Source organism: Plantactinospora sp. ZYX-F-223, assembly GCF_039649625.1.
Taxonomy (GTDB): domain Bacteria; phylum Actinomycetota; class Actinomycetes; order Mycobacteriales; family Micromonosporaceae; genus Plantactinospora.
The window spans coordinates 198,468-214,660 of the sequence record NZ_JBDJAV010000011.1; the positions used below are offsets into that span (position 1 = coordinate 198,468).

The 16,193-nt window shown below is 73.3% G+C and carries 10 protein-coding genes; 6 read left to right on the plus strand and 4 right to left on the minus strand.

Annotated features, from left to right (window positions below; all coding sequences use genetic code 11):
- The first annotated feature begins 10 nt into the window (after positions 1 to 10).
- The 3 genes from AAH979_RS14025 to AAH979_RS14035 are packed head-to-tail and all read left to right on the plus strand — an operon-like array spanning position 11 to position 7,133.
- The gene (locus AAH979_RS14025) at positions 11 to 1,201 is read left to right on the plus strand and encodes an AAA family ATPase (RefSeq protein ID WP_346258513.1); all 1,191 of its coding nucleotides are present in this window, start codon (positions 11 to 13) and stop codon (positions 1,199 to 1,201) included.
- Positions 1,198 to 5,199 carry a DUF5682 family protein gene (locus AAH979_RS14030; protein WP_346258514.1) on the plus strand — a complete coding sequence of 1,334 codons (4,002 nt, stop codon included), beginning with the start codon at positions 1,198 to 1,200 and terminating at the stop codon, positions 5,197 to 5,199. Before AAH979_RS14025 ends, AAH979_RS14030 begins: the two co-directional genes overlap by 4 nt.
- Positions 5,196 to 7,133: a hypothetical protein gene (locus AAH979_RS14035; protein ID WP_346258515.1), complete on the plus strand. Its 1,938-nt coding sequence runs from the start codon at positions 5,196 to 5,198 to the stop codon at positions 7,131 to 7,133. Before AAH979_RS14030 ends, AAH979_RS14035 begins: the two co-directional genes overlap by 4 nt.
- A 184-nt stretch (positions 7,134 to 7,317) precedes the next feature.
- On the opposite strand, the gene AAH979_RS14040 is transcribed toward AAH979_RS14035, so the two are convergent.
- Positions 7,318 to 9,828, minus strand: a complete 2,511-nt coding sequence (locus tag AAH979_RS14040; protein WP_346258516.1) for a S8 family serine peptidase — start codon at positions 9,826 to 9,828, stop codon at positions 7,318 to 7,320.
- Between the two features lie 129 nt (positions 9,829 to 9,957).
- On the opposite strand from AAH979_RS14040, the gene AAH979_RS14045 reads away from it, so the two are divergent.
- Both AAH979_RS14045 and AAH979_RS14050 read left to right on the plus strand, forming a co-directional pair.
- Positions 9,958 to 11,892, plus strand: a complete 1,935-nt coding sequence (locus AAH979_RS14045) for a sigma-70 family RNA polymerase sigma factor (protein ID WP_346258517.1) — start codon at positions 9,958 to 9,960, stop codon at positions 11,890 to 11,892.
- A gap of 716 nt (positions 11,893 to 12,608) precedes the next feature.
- On the plus strand, positions 12,609 to 12,839 hold the full coding sequence (locus AAH979_RS14050) for a hypothetical protein (RefSeq protein ID WP_346258518.1): 231 nt from the start codon (positions 12,609 to 12,611) through the stop codon (positions 12,837 to 12,839).
- 110 nt (positions 12,840 to 12,949) lie between these two features.
- Here the strand turns inward: AAH979_RS14050 and AAH979_RS14055 are convergent, their stop codons facing one another.
- On the minus strand, positions 12,950 to 13,624 hold the full coding sequence (locus AAH979_RS14055) for a TetR/AcrR family transcriptional regulator (protein ID WP_346258519.1): 675 nt from the start codon (positions 13,622 to 13,624) through the stop codon (positions 12,950 to 12,952).
- 112 nt (positions 13,625 to 13,736) lie between these two features.
- Between AAH979_RS14055 and AAH979_RS14060 the strand changes: the two genes are divergently transcribed.
- Positions 13,737 to 14,285, plus strand: coding sequence for a hypothetical protein (locus tag AAH979_RS14060; RefSeq protein WP_346258520.1), 549 nt, complete (start codon positions 13,737 to 13,739; stop codon positions 14,283 to 14,285).
- Positions 14,286 to 14,291: 6 nt separating this feature from the next.
- On the opposite strand, the gene AAH979_RS14065 is transcribed toward AAH979_RS14060, so the two are convergent.
- Together AAH979_RS14065 and AAH979_RS14070 are read right to left on the minus strand one after the other, a co-directional pair.
- Positions 14,292 to 15,428 carry a helix-turn-helix domain-containing protein gene (locus AAH979_RS14065; RefSeq protein WP_346258521.1) on the minus strand — a complete coding sequence of 379 codons (1,137 nt, stop codon included), beginning with the start codon at positions 15,426 to 15,428 and terminating at the stop codon, positions 14,292 to 14,294.
- Between the two features lie 75 nt (positions 15,429 to 15,503).
- The coding region (locus AAH979_RS14070; protein ID WP_346258522.1) for an ABC transporter permease subunit at positions 15,504 to 16,193 on the minus strand (690 nt) is incomplete at its 5' end.

The window sequence follows — 16,193 nt, forward strand, 5'->3', positions numbered from 1 at the left end:
GAGGAATCCCGTGACCGTGACGGAACACGTCCGCCCCACCGCGGTGCCGGAGACCGCTTCCCAGGTCCTTTCCGCCGAACAGCGGTACGCCGACGAACTCGCCTTCCTGGCCGCGTACGACGGCGGAGCCCGGCCACCGGGCTGGGCGCTGACCCCGCGCGCCGTGGTCACCTTCGTCCAGGGCAGCGACGGCGAGGCGTTGAAGTTGCCCGCCGACCGGCGTACCGGTCCGGACGGCACCGAGCTGCCGGCCAGCATGACCATCCTGCCGAAGTTCGTCGGTGAACGGAGCCTGGTCGAGCGGTGTGTGATCACCCTCGCCGGTGAGCGAGGGCTGCTGCTGGTGGGCGAGCCCGGTACCGCCAAGTCGATGCTCTCCGAGCTGCTGGCCGCGGCGGTCTGCGGCACCAGCGCGCTGACCGTGCAGGGCACCGCCGGCACCACCGAGGACGCCTTCCGGTACGGCTGGAACTACGCCCTGCTGCTCGCCCAGGGCCCGACCCCGCAGGCGCTGGTCGACTCGCCCGTGCTGACCGCGATGCGCACCGGCCGGGTGGTCCGGATCGAGGAGGTGACCCGCTGCCTGCCCGAGGTCCAGGACGCGCTGGTGTCCATCCTGTCCGACCGGCGGATGAACGTACCGGAGCTGGTCGGCACCGGGGACGGCCTGATCCGCGCGATGCCCGGGTTCACCGTGATCGCCACCGCGAACCTGCGGGACCGGGGCGTGTCGGAGATGTCCTCGGCACTCAAGCGCCGGTTCAACTTCGAGACCATCCACCCGATCTCCGACGCGGAGACCGAGACCGACCTGGTCCGCCGGCAGGCCACCGCCGCTGTGCAGCGCGCCGGTGCGGCGTACACGGTGGACGACGCGGTGCTGGACGCGCTGGTCACCGTGTTCCGCGACCTGCGTTCCGGCCGGTCGGGCGAGAACTGGGACGTGGAGCGGCCCGGCACGGTGATGTCGACCGCCGAGGCCGTGCAGGTGGCGGTGTCGCTCGGACTGGCCGCCGCGTACCTGCCCGCCGGGGACGCGCTCGACCTGGTCCCGGGGCACCTGCTCGGCGTGGTCCGCAAGGACGACGAGAACGACCACGCCCGGCTGCTCGGCTACTGGGACGGCCCGGTGCGCCGCCGCGCCGAGGACGGCTCGGCGATGTGGCGCCGGCTCTGGGACCTGCGGGAGAGCCTGCGGTGACGACCCTCTCCAGTTCGTCCATCGGTGCGGCTGCCCCGGCCGCCGCGCCCCGGACCGTCGATCCGACGCCGGCCGACCCGCGAGCCGTGGTCGACACGCTCGCCGATTCGGTCCGGCCGTACCTGATCGGGGTGCGGCACCACAGCCCGGCCCTCGCGGCGATGGTCCCGGCCCTGCTGGACGCCGCCGGGGCGGAGGTGGTCTGCATCGAACTGCCGGCCGACTTCCAGCGCTGGCTGCCGTATCTGTCCGACCCCGCCGCCCGGGCCCCGCTGGCCCTGGTCGGCAGCCACGGCACGGACGGGCCGATGGGCTTCTACCCGTTCGCCGACTTCTCGCCGGAACTGGCCGCGATCCGCTGGGCCCGGCAGCGCGGCGTCGAGGTGGTCTGCTGCGACCTGCCGCTGACCGACCCCGGCTGGACCGCGGACGCCACCGCCCCGGCCATCGACACCGACACCGACACCGAACCGACCACCGGGTCCGAGTCGGCCGCGAGTTCCGAGCCGACCACCGGGTCGGAATCGACCGTCGGGTCCGAGCCGGCTGCCGGTGGCGATCCCGCCCCGGGCGCCGGTACGCCGGTCTCCGGTCCGCGCCGGTCCGGCTACGCCGCCGCGCTGGGCGCCAGCAGCACCGGCCGGGACGGCGACGACCTGTGGGACCGGGTGGTCGAGGTGCGTGCCCCGGGCTGCCCGCCCGAGGCGGTCCGCCGGGCGGCCCTCGGCGTCGGCTGGGCGATGCGCACCGACAGCGCCAGCGGCGACGGCGTACCGGCCCGGGACCTGGCGCGCGAGCGGCACATGCGTCGGGTGCTGGCCGAGGCCGGCTCGACCGGTCGGCGGGTCGCCGCCGTCGTCGGCGCCTTCCACGCCCCGGCGCTGCTCGCTGCCGCGTCGACCGGCGTCGGCGCCGACGGCCGCCCGACGCGGGCCGCCGGCACGGTCGGCGGCATCACGCCGGAGTACACCGTGGATGACGGCGGGGATCGGACGCCCGGCCCGGTCGGCGGCGATCCGGTGGCCGCCGCCGCGCCCACCCGGACCGGCGCCGCCCCGTCCGCTCCGGTCCGGTCCGTGACGAGCCAGCCCCGGCCGGCCACCACCGACGGCGGCGACGGTACCGCGATCACCTCGTTGGTGCCGTACGCGTTCGACCTGCTCGACTCCCGTTCCGGCTACCCGGCCGGGATCCGCGACCCGCGCTGGCAGCAGTCCGTCTTCAGCGCCGGCGGCGACCCGGAACGGATCCGGGCCGCCGCCGCCCGGGCGGTCACCGACCTGTGCCGGGAACTCCGCTCGGCCGGCCACCCCGCCGGAACCGGCGAGGCCGCCGAGACGGTACGGCTGGCCGACGACCTGGCCCGGCTGCGGAACCTGCCCGCCCCCGGCCGTGGCGAGGTGCTCGAGGCGGTGACCACCGTGCTCGGCCAGGGTGAACTGCTCGGCCGCGGCCGAGCGCTGGCCACCGCGCTGGAGACCGTGCTGGTCGGTGCCGAGCGGGGCCGCATCGCCCCCGGTACGCCCCGGTCCGGGCTCGGCCCCGCGGTCGAGGCGGAACTCAGCGCGCTGCGGCTGCCCGACCCGGACAACCCGAAGTCCCGCGAGTTCCGGCTGGACCCGCTGCGCACCGAGCTGGACGGGCGGCGGGAGATCCTGCTGCAACGCCTCCAGCTCTGCGGCGTCGGCTACGGCGAGCCGATCGCGGTCTCCGGCACCGGCGACGGTGCGGCCCTGACCACCCGCTGGCAGCTCGCCTGGACGCCGTCCGTGGCGGCCCGGCTGGACCTGGTCGGCGTACGCGGGGTGACCGCTGCGCTGGCCGCGGCCGGTACCCTGCGGGAACGGTTCCGCCGGGAGGCCGCCGACGGTGGCCCCACCGCCGCGCAACTGCTCACCGGGCTGCGCGACGCCGCCCGGTGCGACCTGCCCGAGATGGTCACCGACCGGCTCGAACTGGCCGCCACGGTGCTGCCGGACACCGGCACCCTGCCCGAGTTGCTGGCCGCACTGGACCTGCTGGAGGCGCTGCGCCGGGAACACCTGCCCGGCACCACCTCCGCCGGCCGGGCCCGGGCGGCCGAGCTGGCCGTCGTACTGCTGGACGCCGCGGTACGCGGGCTGCCCGGCGTGGCCGGCAGCGATGTTCCGGCCGATGCCGCCGCACTGGTCGACCTGGCGGTGCGGGCCGGCGAGGATCGGATCGGGCTGCGCCTGGACGAGGCGCTCGATCAGCTGGCCCGGACCGGTTCGTCGCTGATCCAGGGCGCCGCCCTGGCCGCCCGGGTGCTGCTCGACCTGACCGATCTGGAGACCTTGGGCACCCGGGTGGCCGGTTGGGTCGATACGGCGACCGGACCGGATACCCGACGACACCTGCGCGGGCTGCTCGGTGGGCTGCTCACCGCGGCGCACCCGCTGCTGCAGTCCGCCCCGGCCGCGCTGGACCCGTTGCTGGAGCGGATCGAGCGGCTCACCGACACCGAGTTCCTGGACCGGCTGCCGGCGCTGCGTGGCGGGTTCGACGTGCTCACCCCGGCGGCCCGGGACCGACTGCTGCACACCGTCTCCGATCGGCTGGCCGACCGGCTCGACCTGACCCTGCCCGCCTCGCCCGAACTGCTCGCCCGCTGGGCCGCCGCCGACGGGGCTGGCCGGGCCGCTCTGGTCGCCCGCAACATCCCGATCCCGGGCACGCCCACCGACTCCGCCGACGCGCCGGCCGGCTCCGCAGATACGCCGACCGGCACCGACGCCCCCGATGCGCCGTCCGGCATCGACGCCCTCGATACGCCGACCGGCACCGACGCCCTCGATACGCCGACCGGCACCGAGGCCCCGGCCGGCACCGACGCCGAACCTGGCTCGGACGACGCGTCGGCCGCCCAGCTCACCCCCACCCACCGCTGGCGACTGCTGCTCGGCCGTCAGTCCGACCGGTTGCCGACCGACGCCCGCCGCTACGCGCGCGCCCTCGACGAGCTGTACGGGGCGGGCCAGGGCGAGGGCGTCATCGACCTCGGCCAGGCGGCCGGCGGTGGCCAGGAAGCCTCCTTCCCGACCGCGCGCGAGTGGGCCGACGAACTCGAGGCACTGTTCGGCACCTCGGTACGTGAGGAGGTGATCGCCCGGGCAGCCGAGAACGGTCGTACCGACGTGCTCACCGAACTCGACCCGGCCGCGGTACGCCCCTCGATGGAGCTGCTGACCTCGGTGCTGTCGCTGGCCGGTGGCCTGCCCGAGGGGCACCTGGCCAAGCTACGGCCACTGGTCCGGCGGCTCGTCGACGAGCTGACCAAGCAGTTGGCCACCCAGCTGCGCCCGGCGTTGACCGGGCTGACCAACCCGCGCCCGTCCCGCCGTCCCGGCGGCCGGATCAACCTCGCCCGGACGCTGCGGGCGAACCTGGCGCACACCCAGCGGCTCGGCGACGGCCGGACGGTGGTGGTGCCGGAACGCCCGGTCTTCAACACCCGGGTCCGCAAGGAGGCCGACTGGCGGCTGGTGCTGGTGGTCGACGTGTCCGGCTCGATGGAGGCGTCCGTGGTGTGGTCGGCGTTGACCGCCGCCGTACTGGCCGGGGTGCCCACGCTCTCCACCCACTTCCTCGCCTTCTCCACCATGGTGGCCGACCTGACCGACCGGGTCGACGACCCGCTGTCACTGCTGCTGGAGGTACGCGTCGGCGGCGGTACGCACATCGCCGCCGGACTGGCCGCCGCCCGCGCACTGGTGACCGTACCGAGCCGCACCATCGTCGCGGTGGTCAGCGACTTCGAGGAGGGGTACCCGCTGGCCGGGCTGCTTGGCGAGGTGCGCACGTTGGCCAGTTCCGGCGTACACCTGCTCGGCTGTGCCGCGCTGAACGACAGCGGAGTGCCCTGCTATTCGGTACCGGTCGCCCAGCAGCTCGTCGCGGCCGGGATGCCGGTCGCCGCTCTCAGCCCGCTCGAACTCGCCCGCTGGGTGGGCGACCGCGTACGCGGAGGATCACGTTGACGCCACGCACGCCCACCACCACAGACGCCGACCGGCTGCCGCCGGTGCTGCCGAGGGTCGCCGCCGCGGCGGTGGCGGCCCTGCCACCCCGGCTGCACAAGCGGCTGGACGCCACCATCGAACGGCTGGCCGGGGTACCGGCCGACCGGATCGACCGCGGCGTGTCGGTCTACTGCGGCCCCGAGGCCCTGGTCACGCTGACGCCCGGACCGACCGGCGTGGTCACCGACCCGGAGCAGGCACGGTGTAGCTGCCTGTTGGCGCCCCGCTGCCTGCACCGGACCGCCATCCTGGTCGCTGCTCCGGTCGCCGACCCGGCCGCCCACCCCGACCCGGCGTCCCACCCCGCCGCATCGTCCACGCCGGGCGGCACCGGCGCGCCCACCGGGCGTAGGGGCCGGTCCGGGCGTACCGGGAAATCGGCTGGCCCGGACCGGGCGCCCGCCGGCCGGAGCACGGCGCCGACGAAGGCGCAACGGGCCGCCGCCACCGCGCTGTGGCGGGCCGCCGCCGCGGTGCTCGCGGCCGGCGCGCCGGCCGTCGGCGCGGTTCCCCAGGCCGAACTGCTGCGCGCCGCGCACAGTGCCCGGCTGGCCGGACTACCCAGAGCCGAGAGCGCCACGCTACGGGCGGTACGCGGCCTGCGCGCCCACCGGGAACGACAGGCCGGTCACCGGCTGGCCGAGCTGGTCGACGTGCTGCACGACCTGCTGTACGTGGCCGGCCGGCTCGCCGCCGGCGACCCCGATCCAGCGCTGGTCGGCATCCTCCGCCGGACCTACCAGCCGGACGGCACACTGGAGGTGTACGGCGTCTGCCGGGAGCCGGTGATCAGCACGACCGGGTACGCCGGAGTGGTCACCCACCTGATCGCGGCCGACGGGCGCCAACTCTCCTTCAACGACGTGAAACCGGGCGGCCCGGACCGGGCACGGGACTGCGCCCGGGCAGTCACCGAGATGGGCGCGGTCGCGGTCAACCACGCGGTGCTGGCCCGCGGCGGTCTGCGGATCACCGGCACCACCGTCTCGCCCGACGGCCGGCTCGGCGCCGGCAAGGGGGTCCGGGCCACCCCGCTCGGCGGGACCGACTGGTCCGTCGGACCGCTGGCGGAGCTGTTCGCCCGCCCGCTCGCCGAGGTGGTGACCGCCCAACTCGCCGCCGACGACCCGGAGGATCCGGCCCGGGCCGGAACGGCACTGGTCGGCTGTGACCTGATGGTGGTCGGTGCCGCCGGTGACCAGGTGCTGGCCCGCGAACTGGCCCCCGGCACCGAGGCCGGGCCGGACCGTACGCCGGTGCCGGACGGGCCGGTGATCCGGTTGGTGCCGGTCAACCCCCACCCGGTACTCGCCCACGTGGCCAACCTGCGACGGCTCGCCTCCTGGCCAGGTCTGCGGATCCGGGTGGTCGGCCGGCTGGACCCGGCCCGGCCCAGCACGTTGCACCCGCTCGCGGTCGGCCCGGTGCCCGGTGCTGTCGTCACGTTGCGGTTGCCGCCGGACTGGCACGGCCGGGCCGACCTCGGCTACGACCAGCTCCAGGGCGGCCACCTCCCGCCCCGCGACCCTACCGCGATGGCCCAGCCGGTGCTCGCCGCCGGCGTCGATGCGGTTGCGGAGTCCCCGCTGTGGCGGGTCCGCCGGCTGGTGGAACTGGCCGTCTCCGGCGGTCGGCGTGCCGTCGGCGAGGCGGCCCGCAGCGAGGGCGCCGAGCTGGCCGGTCCGCTGCGCCGGGCCGGCTTCACCACCGCCGCCACGGTGGCCGCCGCGCTCGCCCACGAGTCCGACCGGCGTGGCCGGGACGTGTTCGGCCGACTTGCCGATCCCGACCCGGACCGGTACGCCCGGGCCTGGCTCGCCGCGACCGCCCACCTCGCCGCCACCGAGCGGGCGCTGATCCGGTCCTCCTGGACCGACCCACCCGTCGGCTGAACTGTTCAGGTGCCGGGGCCGACCGAGCTCCGACACCCTCCGGATCGGTGCCATCCCGCGGCACCATGACGCCGGGCCCGTGGTGTGGAACCACGGGCCCGTACGGTCGGTCAGGTTACCCGGGCGGGGTACGCGGACGTCTTCCAGGTGCCGCCGGGACGTGCGGTGGTGGACGAACCTGCGGTCAGGGCGTGACCGCCAGGATCTCCACCGGTACGGAGTCCACCCCGACCAGCCCGGTCGAGTCGAAGACCTCCAGCCACACCGACCAGGTGGTGATGGTGCTTCCGCTGTCCAGCAGCACAAGCTCGGCGGTGAGGTTCGCGCAACTCTTCGGCAACACCACGTCGTTGTCGAGCGGCCCACCGGTCGGCACCGCGCTGCCCTGGCAGAGCACCTTCTTGACCCCGCCGTTGCCGTACGCGGTCCACCGGTAGCGGGTCCCGGCGATCGCCCCGTCCTCGGCGTCGGTGCCGGTGCCGGCGAACGTGATCGACTCTGGTTCGCCGGTGCTGGTCAGCTTCAGCGCCGACGCTGGCTGGACAATCGTGGCGATCGGCCGGGCCTGCCCGGCGGGCACCGCCGCGACCATGAACACGCGCTGCGCACTGGGCCCGCCCGCCGTGAACGTCACGGTGTACGTCCCCGGGGTCACGAGGTTGGCCGGCAGGCTGGTCTGGTGGCCGGTCTTCTGGAGTACCACCGTGTCACCCCGGCGGACGGTCCAGGACGTCTCCGCGTCCGGCACCGGGTTGAAGGTGTCGGGGTCGACGGAGGTGCCGACCAGACTGACCGACTGACCGGCGGCGAGCGTCAGCCCGGCCGGCGGCGAGACGATGGCCGCCTTGGTCGGGCTGTCCAGCACCGTGACGGTGACCGCCGCCGACCCGGTACGGCCCAGGCTGTCGGTGGCGCTGGCCGTGATGACGTGCGTGCCGGCGGAGAGCGAAGGCACGAACGTCATCGACCCCTCGCCCAGCTTGCCGTCGAGGTTGCTGGTCCAGGTGAGCGGGATCTCCTTGCCGAGGAAGTCGGTCGCCGTACCCCACAGGTCCACCGACTGGTGCACGCCGAACTGCTGCTTGGTCTTCGGCGTGGTGATGCTCACCGAGGGCTTCTCGACCTTGACCCCCAGCGCCTTGGCGACGGCGGACAGGGCATCGACCCGGCGCTGGCTGCCGGTCACCTTGGCACCGAGCCCGCCGACGTGGGCGGTGCTGTGGAGGATGTCGCGGACCTCGGCGGAGGTCAGGGTCGGGTCGGCGGCCCGCACCAGGGCGGCGACGCCGGCCACGAACGGCGCGGCCACGCTGGTGCCGCAGGTGCTCTTCGTCGCGTTGTTCGCCGGGTTTCCAGGGTCGGCGAGGGTCCGGACGCACATCGGGCCGTAGATCTCCACCGAGGTGTCGAGATCGCTGGTGCCGAAGTTCGATCCCCCCGACACCGTCGCGTCCGTGTTCATGCCGCCCACACAGATCACCTGGGGGCTCTCGCACGGTACGTGCAGGGTGCCGGCGTCGATGTTCAGGCTGTCGTTGCCGGCGGAAGCGACGATCAGCGCCCCGGTGTCCTGGACACGCTTCATCCGCCGGTCCGTGAAGTGGCTGGCCCACGCCTTGCCGATGTTCACCTGACGGCTGAAGCTGAGGTTGACCACGTCCGGGTGGGTCGCCTCGGCGGCCTTCTCCAACCGGCGCAGGACCGTCCAGTAGTCGATCCCGTTGCGGACGGCGACGAGTTCCTCGACCACCGGTCCGGCCGGTCCGGCGGTGCCGTAGTCGTTGTCGACCCGCCCCATCCCGGCGAGCGTCACGTCGGTGGCGTGCCACGGACAGGCAGCGCCGCCGGTGCAGTCGTTGACGTTGGGCTCGCCCCACTCCGCCCCGTGCAGCGACACCTTGGTCGGGAAGTCGGCATTGGACTTGAATCCGCCGTCGAGCACCAGGTACGTCACCTGCTTGGTCAGCTTGCCCTTGGACTGGAGTAGCTGCCAGGCCGGCGCGACCCCGATGTCCATCGCCCCGCCGGCACGCATGTACGACCAGTCGAAGACGTTCTTCGCGATGTCGGGAGCCTCGAACACCTCGCCGTCGGCGATGCCGGACGGCTCCACCAGCCAGTCGAGAACCAGCTCGGTCCCGGCCCGCCACTCGGCCGCGGCCAGCGCGAGAAGCCGCAGGGTCCGCTCGTCGCCGACCCGGTACGCCCCGGACTGACCCGGCTCGGCGGCGAGCAGGTCGGCGACCAGTCCCGCCGGGTCGGCGAGGCTGGCGTCGACCCGTACCAGATGGTCCTGACCCTGCTCGTCCGGCGCGAACGAGTCGAGCACCTGCCCGTCCCAGCGGGCCAGGAAGGCATCCAACGCCGCCTGGTCGGCCACCCGCACCATCACCTCGTCGAGTACCAGGCCGGCCGGCGCGCCGTCTGGTCCGGCCACTACCCCGATCTCCCGGTTGGTGCCAAGCCGACCGACCGGGTCGAGCGGCAGCCGCGGCGCGGACAGCCGCTGGTCGACCCGGAAGGCCAGCGGTTCCTCGCGGGTCGTGCTGGCCGGGCTGCCGGGTACCGTCGCCGCGGCGGCAGCGTCCGCTGTGGTGTTGGCGACGAGCCCACCGGCGAGCACCGCCACCACGGCGGCGGCCAGCAGCCGGCGCGGGCCGGCAACCGGATGGCGGGCGGAACGTGTCACAGTCATGGGCGTCTCCTCGATCCCGTCGGTGCGGTGACACCGGTAGGAGCCCGAGCGGGTCGGTATGCCAACAGAAAGACCCCAGGAAATTTTTTCTTCGGTCTACTGGACCGGTCGACGAGCGGTGGAGCACTGATGGATAGGGCGGAACCGGACGACCGGACACTGGTCGAGGCGATGCGTCGAGGCGACCGGGCCGGTCTGGAAGGGCTGTACCGGCGGTACGCCGACCGGCTCTACACGTACGCCCGGGCGATGCTGCGTGAGCAGGAGGCGGCGGCGGACGCGCTGCACGACGCGTTCCTCGTCGCCGGCCAGCGCATCGACCAGCTCCGCGATCCCGACCGGCTGCGCCCCTGGCTCTACGCGATCGTGCGCACCGAATGCCTCCGGCAACTGCGGGAACGGTCCCGCTCCTCGCCGCTGGACGAGGCCGACGAGCCGGTGGCCGACACCGCCGACCCGGGTACCGGCGTCAACGCCGACCAGGTGCGCGACCTCGTACACCTCGCGACCGCCGCCCTCAACCCCGGCGACCGCGAGGTGGTCCACCTGGCGATCCGGCACGACCTGTCCGCCGTCGACATCGGCGCGGCGCTCGGAGTGCCCACCAACCACGCACACGCGCGGCTGTCCCGGGCCCGGTCACAACTCGAACGGGCGCTCGGCGCGCTGCTCGTCGCCCGCAGCGGCGCCCGGGACTGCCCGGCGCTGGCCGACCTGCTGGACGGCTGGCAGGGCCGGCTCACCCCGACCCTGCGCAAGCGGGTCTCCCGGCACATCGACGGCTGCGCCAGTTGTGGTCTGCTCCGACGCGAACAGCTCAACCCGGCGGCACTGCTGTCCGCGTACACGGCGCCTGCGTTCCTCGCCGTCGCCGGCCCGGTGTGGTCGAGACTGGCCAAGACCGGCGCCCCGGCGGACACCGACGGTGGTTCGGCAGACGAGGTCGACGATCCAGCGGACGCGACCGATGTCCCAGCCGGCCCGCCGGACGGAGCCGGCCACGCGGCCGGCGACGACGCGACCGGCGGCCAGGCCGGACTCGAGCCGTCTCCCGCCGCGCCGCCAGCCGGACCCACCAACCCGGCGGACGACGGGACAGCGCTCGAACCGGGCCCAGGATCTGGGCAGCAGCCGAGCCAGGAATCCGGCGACGAACCGGGCAAGGAACCCCTAGATGCGCCGGGCGAGGCGTCCGGGGACGGGGCGAAAGCCGGGGCAGCGCAGGGGGCGAGCGCGAGGTCCGGCGATGGGCCCATCCCAGCATTGGCCGACGGACCGACTGCGCGGCCGGCGAGCGGCGCGGCGGCGCCGACAGCCGCGGCCCATCCCGTCCGTCCGACCTCCGACGTGGCGAGCCGTGGCCGGCGTCGACGGCGGTTGGCCGCGACCGCCGGTCTGCTGGTAGTCCTCGCCGTGGGAGTCTGGGCGTTCGGGCCTGACCGACCAACCGCCGGAGAGGCGGCGGCGACCTCCGGCGTACCGGTCGAGAGGTCCGGTCCCCCGGCCGGCGGGCCGTCGCTGCCGGCGGTCACCACCCCCGCCGCCGGTCCGGTAGCCCGACCGGCGTCGATGCCCGGCCCGGTCGGCGCCGACGGCCCGTCCGTCACCCCGGGCACGCCAGGCGCCGCGGCTGGGCGCACCGGCCCGGCCGCCGGTTCGGCCGAGTCACCCACACCGCCCAGGTCGCCGGCCGCGCCGGAACCGGCCGCGTCCCGGCCGACGGCACCCCGGCCAACCGCGCCACGGCCGACCGCCGGGCCGCAGTTGGCCATCGCGTTCACGGTTACGGCGAGCGCGCACGTCCGGTGTGGTCAGGACACGTACAGCCTGGTCGTACAGGCCACCGCCGGTGCCGCGATCGGGGCCGCACAGGTGCGCTGGACGCCAGCCGGGGCCGCCACGTCCAGTCAGGCCATGACCGTGGACGGATCCGCCGCCCGGGGGACCGTGGGACGGTTGCGCGCGTCGACGCTGACCTGGACGGTACGGGCGACGGCCAGCGACGGCCGTACCGGAGAGAGCCCGACGTACCGGCTCACCAACCCGTGCGTACGGCCGGGCTAGCGAGTCGGTTCATTCCTGAGCCGGTGTAAAGGGCGGCGAACTCTTCTGCGAGCAGGGATTCCTCGAACGACTCGACGCCACCCACGACGGGCGGTCCTCGTCGGTAGGACAGACCGATGCAACTGATGACGAACTTGGTTGCGAATCCCTGTAAGGGGTTTTTGGGGTGAGACTCAAAATTCATAGAAGAAGGCCGAAGCCCTGACCAACTTTTAGCTGGTCAGGGCTTCTTCTCTGTCGGGACGGCCGGATTCGAACCGACGACCCCTTGACCCCCAGTAGTCCGGTGGCCCAGCGCATGCTCACGCACGTTTGCCCAGGTCACTCACAGCATAAACCGGCCGAGTAAACAGGGTCATTGCGTTCTCGTTGTGCTGGTTACGGCACTGAGCAGGTCATGAGGGCGGCCGTTGGCGCGTCTGGTGGCGCGGGCGATGTTGGCTTCGTCGTTGCTGCGGTGGTAGCTCTTCGCAGAGCCGTCCCGCAGGATCGCCCGCAGGTCGTGGTCTACATCCCGCACGACGTAGGCCGGCAGGCCCGCGCAACGCTGCCAGCCATTGCGATCGCGGCGTGAACGCCAAGACTTCGCGGGTCGCTGTCCCCGCCACCGAGTAGGCGGCCCCGCCCGGAGGGGTGGTGGGCTGCTACCAGCGTTGGGGTGGGTAGCCGAGTCGGGACGCCCGTTTCACGTAACCAGCCTCCGGCGGAGGCGCGCCGTGCCTGTCATCCGAAATCCTTACGCCCGGGCGATCGGGAACCGGACGCCGGTAGGGATCAGCACAGCGGCTGGTGCGGGGCTTGTCGTCGGCGCGGCGCTGCTGGCGGCGGCACTGTTTCCGGTGTCGGAACCGCCCGGCAGGTTGCTGGTGGTGGCGGTCCCGCGCAACTCGTCGGCTCTGCTGACGGATCTGCCGCCCCTGCTGCCCTCCTGGGGACCGCCGCGGTGACCAGCCAGGGCCTTGCGCAGCCCTCGCTCGTCTGTCGGACCGGGCGCGAACTGCGTGCTTCGCTTGGGACGGCCTTCTGTGCGAGGGGTCGCGAGTGCCACCACCGGGGTCTAGGAAGGCGCGGCGAGTCGGGTCTGCAGGCCGTCGAGGATCGTCTGAAGTCCGAACTCGAGATCCTGGGCGGGGTTCAGTGCCGGGTCGTCGCTGGTCCACGCCGTGGCGTGGGCGCGTAGTCGGGGGAACTGCATCGCGGTTTCGGTGGCCTGCGTGATCAGGTCCTGGATCTGGTCTTCTTGGCCGGTGCGGCGTAGCCGGTTCTGCCATGCGGTTTCGGCGGCCGTGCCGAGGGCGGTGCCGAGGACGAACGTGACGACGACGCCGGCGGCTTGCGCCGCGTCCGGACCGGTGAACCCGGCCGCCTCGTAGACCCCGAGTAGGTGGTCGTCGTGTCGCGCCTTGCCGGGGCCGTGCAGGAGATGGGTACTCATGGCCGGCACCAGCCACGGGTGTCGGATGATCATGGCGTACAGGCCCTGGGCCATGGTGGTGGCCGCGTCGCGCCATGGGACCGTGTCCAGGTCGGGTAGGTCGATCTCGTCCCAGACCGCGTCGCTGGCGAGCACGACCAGGTTGTCCTTGCTGGTGACGTGCCAGTAGACGGCTGTGGCGGCGGAGCCGAGCCGCTGGCCGAGCTGCCGCATGCTCAGGCCCTCGATCCCCTCGGTGTCCATCAGCTCGATCGCGGCCCGGACGATCTGTTCCCGGCTCAACGTGTCACGCGGCATCCACCCAGGATAAATGGGCTCTTGCACAGCGTTCGAGACCAGACTTGCACACTGTTCAAGTAGCTCGTACGCTCGACTTGAACGGTGTGCAAGTCGGTTGGGGGGAGTGTTCGTGGCGCCACCTGTCGTCATCGCCGCATCGGTACTGCAGTACCTGATCGCGGCGACCTTCGTGGTCATCACTGTCATCGCCTATCGCTACGGCACCGATGCCCAGCGGGCTGCTCAGGCCGAGGTGGCGAGGCAGGGTTTCCCCGTCGAGGTTCTGGCCCGGCATCGGGTCAAGTTTTCCGAGGGCGCGGTCGACGCTCTGTTCCCGTTCGGGATCGCCGTATGTCTCACGGTGTTGGGCACGCTCAACCTCGCCGGAAGTGACGTCGGCCGGATCCTGACCTGGATCCTCCAGCCGATCCTGCTCGTCGGAGGCGGCCTTACCACCGCCGCGCAGGTGTTTCCGGTCCGCTACGTCGCGCCCGCTTTCGCCAAGTCGGGTGACGCGGCGCGGGGCATCGACGTTCAGGCGTTCATCGGGGCGGCTCAGCGGGCCTTCCCGAGGCTGCTCCGCCCGCTTGTGATCACGCGGTTCGCGTTGGTGACCGCCGGCTCGGTGCTGGTGATCATCCTGCTGGCGGTTCCGTCGGCGAACGCCTGGTTCCGGTAGGGGTCCCTACGGTTCGGTGGGCCAGTTGAGTAGGCGGGCGCCGAGGACGGCGGCTTGCAGGGTGAAGCGTTGGGTGGGGTCGTCGGGGTCGTACCCGGTGAGGTGGCGGACCCGGTCGAGTCGGTAGGCGACGGTGCGGGCGCTGATGTGTAGTTGCCGGGCGGTGGCGGTGGTGTTGCCGTGGCAGGCGAAGAAGGTGGTGAGGGTGTCCAGGATCGGGGTGGCGCCGCCGCGGGCTTCGGTCAGTGGCGCGAGGACGGTGTGGACGAGGTCGGTGATGGCGGCGCGGTCGCGGAGCAGGACGGGGAAGACGAGCAGATCGGCAGCGCGTAGGACGGGGGCGGTGAGGCTGAGCCGGTCGGCGAGTTGCAGGGTGTCGCGGGCTTCTTCGTAGGACTGTTGGACGCCGCCGGGTCCGGGGTGGGGGCGGCCGACTCCGATCTGCCACCGGTTGTCGGTGCCGAGGGCGGTGAGGAGGTGGTGGGCGACTTCGCCGGTGGTGCCGCGGAGTGCGCCCGGGGTGATGCAGATCAGCAGGCCGTCGTGGGTGGTGGTCAGGATGTTCCGGCTGCCGAACCGGGCGGCGAGCCCGGCCTCGACATGCTCGACCACGGGGTCGGTGAACGGCGTGTCGGCGCGGGTGACGGTGACCTGGTGCCGGCCGGCGAGTTGGACACCGAAGCGGTGGGCGCGTTCGGCGAGTCGGCCGGGGTGGCCGTGGCCGTAGAGTAGGTCGTCGATGAGTTCGCGGCGGGCGGTGTGGTCGCGGCGGGCGGCGTGTAGCTGTGAGCGTTCGTGTCCCTCCGCGGCGGCGTCGAGCAGGCGCCGCGCCGCGCTCCATACCGTAACGGCCGCGGCGCGGGCTGCGCTGGGGGTTGGGGCGTCGGCGAGGCCGGGCAGGGTGGGCAGTATCGCCTCGGTAGCGTGCAGGTAGGCGGCGGTGAGGGCGCGCAGGGTGATGTTGAGGTCGGCGGCCCGCTCGCCCTGGCGGCGGCACGCGTCGAGGTCGGCGCGTTGCGGACGCCGGCCGGTCGCCGCTGCGGCGGCGATGGCGTCGAGGTAGCCGTGGAGCAGGTCGGCCGGCACGTTGGAGGTGGTGTCAGCCAACGGGCTGGACGGCTCGTCGCTCACAGTGGGCTCCACGGCGAGAACTGTATGGTCACGGACGGTTTTCCTTTGCCCGGTGCCGCCGTGTAACCGGCGGCACCGGACGAGACGTCAGACGGCGAGATCGCGTCGTTCGAACGCCGCGGCGGCCACACCGACGAGGACGGCGATGATGCCGGCCAGGACGAGGAGGTAGCGGGCGTGGAAGCCGGTGTGGAGCGGGTCGGCGCCGAGGTAGTAGTGGAACGGTGACAGCCAGCGCAGCGGGCGGATGGCGTCGAACTGGTTGCCGAGGGTGTGCAGCAGGTACGTGGCCAGGGCGACGCTGCCGGTGGTGGCCAGTACGACGGGACGTCGTCCGACGAACGCGCTGACGGTCAGGGCGAGGGTGCCGAAGCAGAGCCCGACCAGCAGCAGGCCGAGGGAGGCGGCGCTGATCCTGCTCGCGCCGACGTTCATGTCCAACGCGGCGGCGAGGGCGAGGACGAGCAGCCAGGCGGTCGCGCCGACAGCGACCACGGCGGCGGTGAGGGCGGCGAAGCGTTGCAGGACGAACTGGCGGCGGCTGATCGGGTTGGCCAGCAGCAGGTCGAGCACACCGGCATCCTCGGGTCCGGCGATCGCGCGGGTCCCGAACACGGTCGCGGCCATGATCAGCAGTAGTGGTACGAACACGGTGTAGATGACGGCCTGCAGGTAGCCGGCGCCGCTGGAGAGGTCCTGGAACCCCAGCGCGGTCTGCATCCCCTGCGGGATGCGTTCGGCAGCGGACTCGGCGGCCTCCGGATCGCCTTTGAACTG

What these genes read in the sequence shown, in the direction of transcription:
- AAH979_RS14055 (WP_346258519.1), bottom strand. Translation starts at nt 13,624, where the DNA reads ATGCCGCGTGACACGTTGAGCCGGGAACAGATCGTCCGGGCCGCGATC.
- AAH979_RS14045 (WP_346258517.1), top strand. Translation starts at nt 9,958, where the DNA reads ATGGATAGGGCGGAACCGGACGACCGGACACTGGTCGAGGCGATGCGT.
- AAH979_RS14040 (WP_346258516.1), bottom strand. Translation starts at nt 9,828, where the DNA reads ATGACTGTGACACGTTCCGCCCGCCATCCGGTTGCCGGCCCGCGCCGG.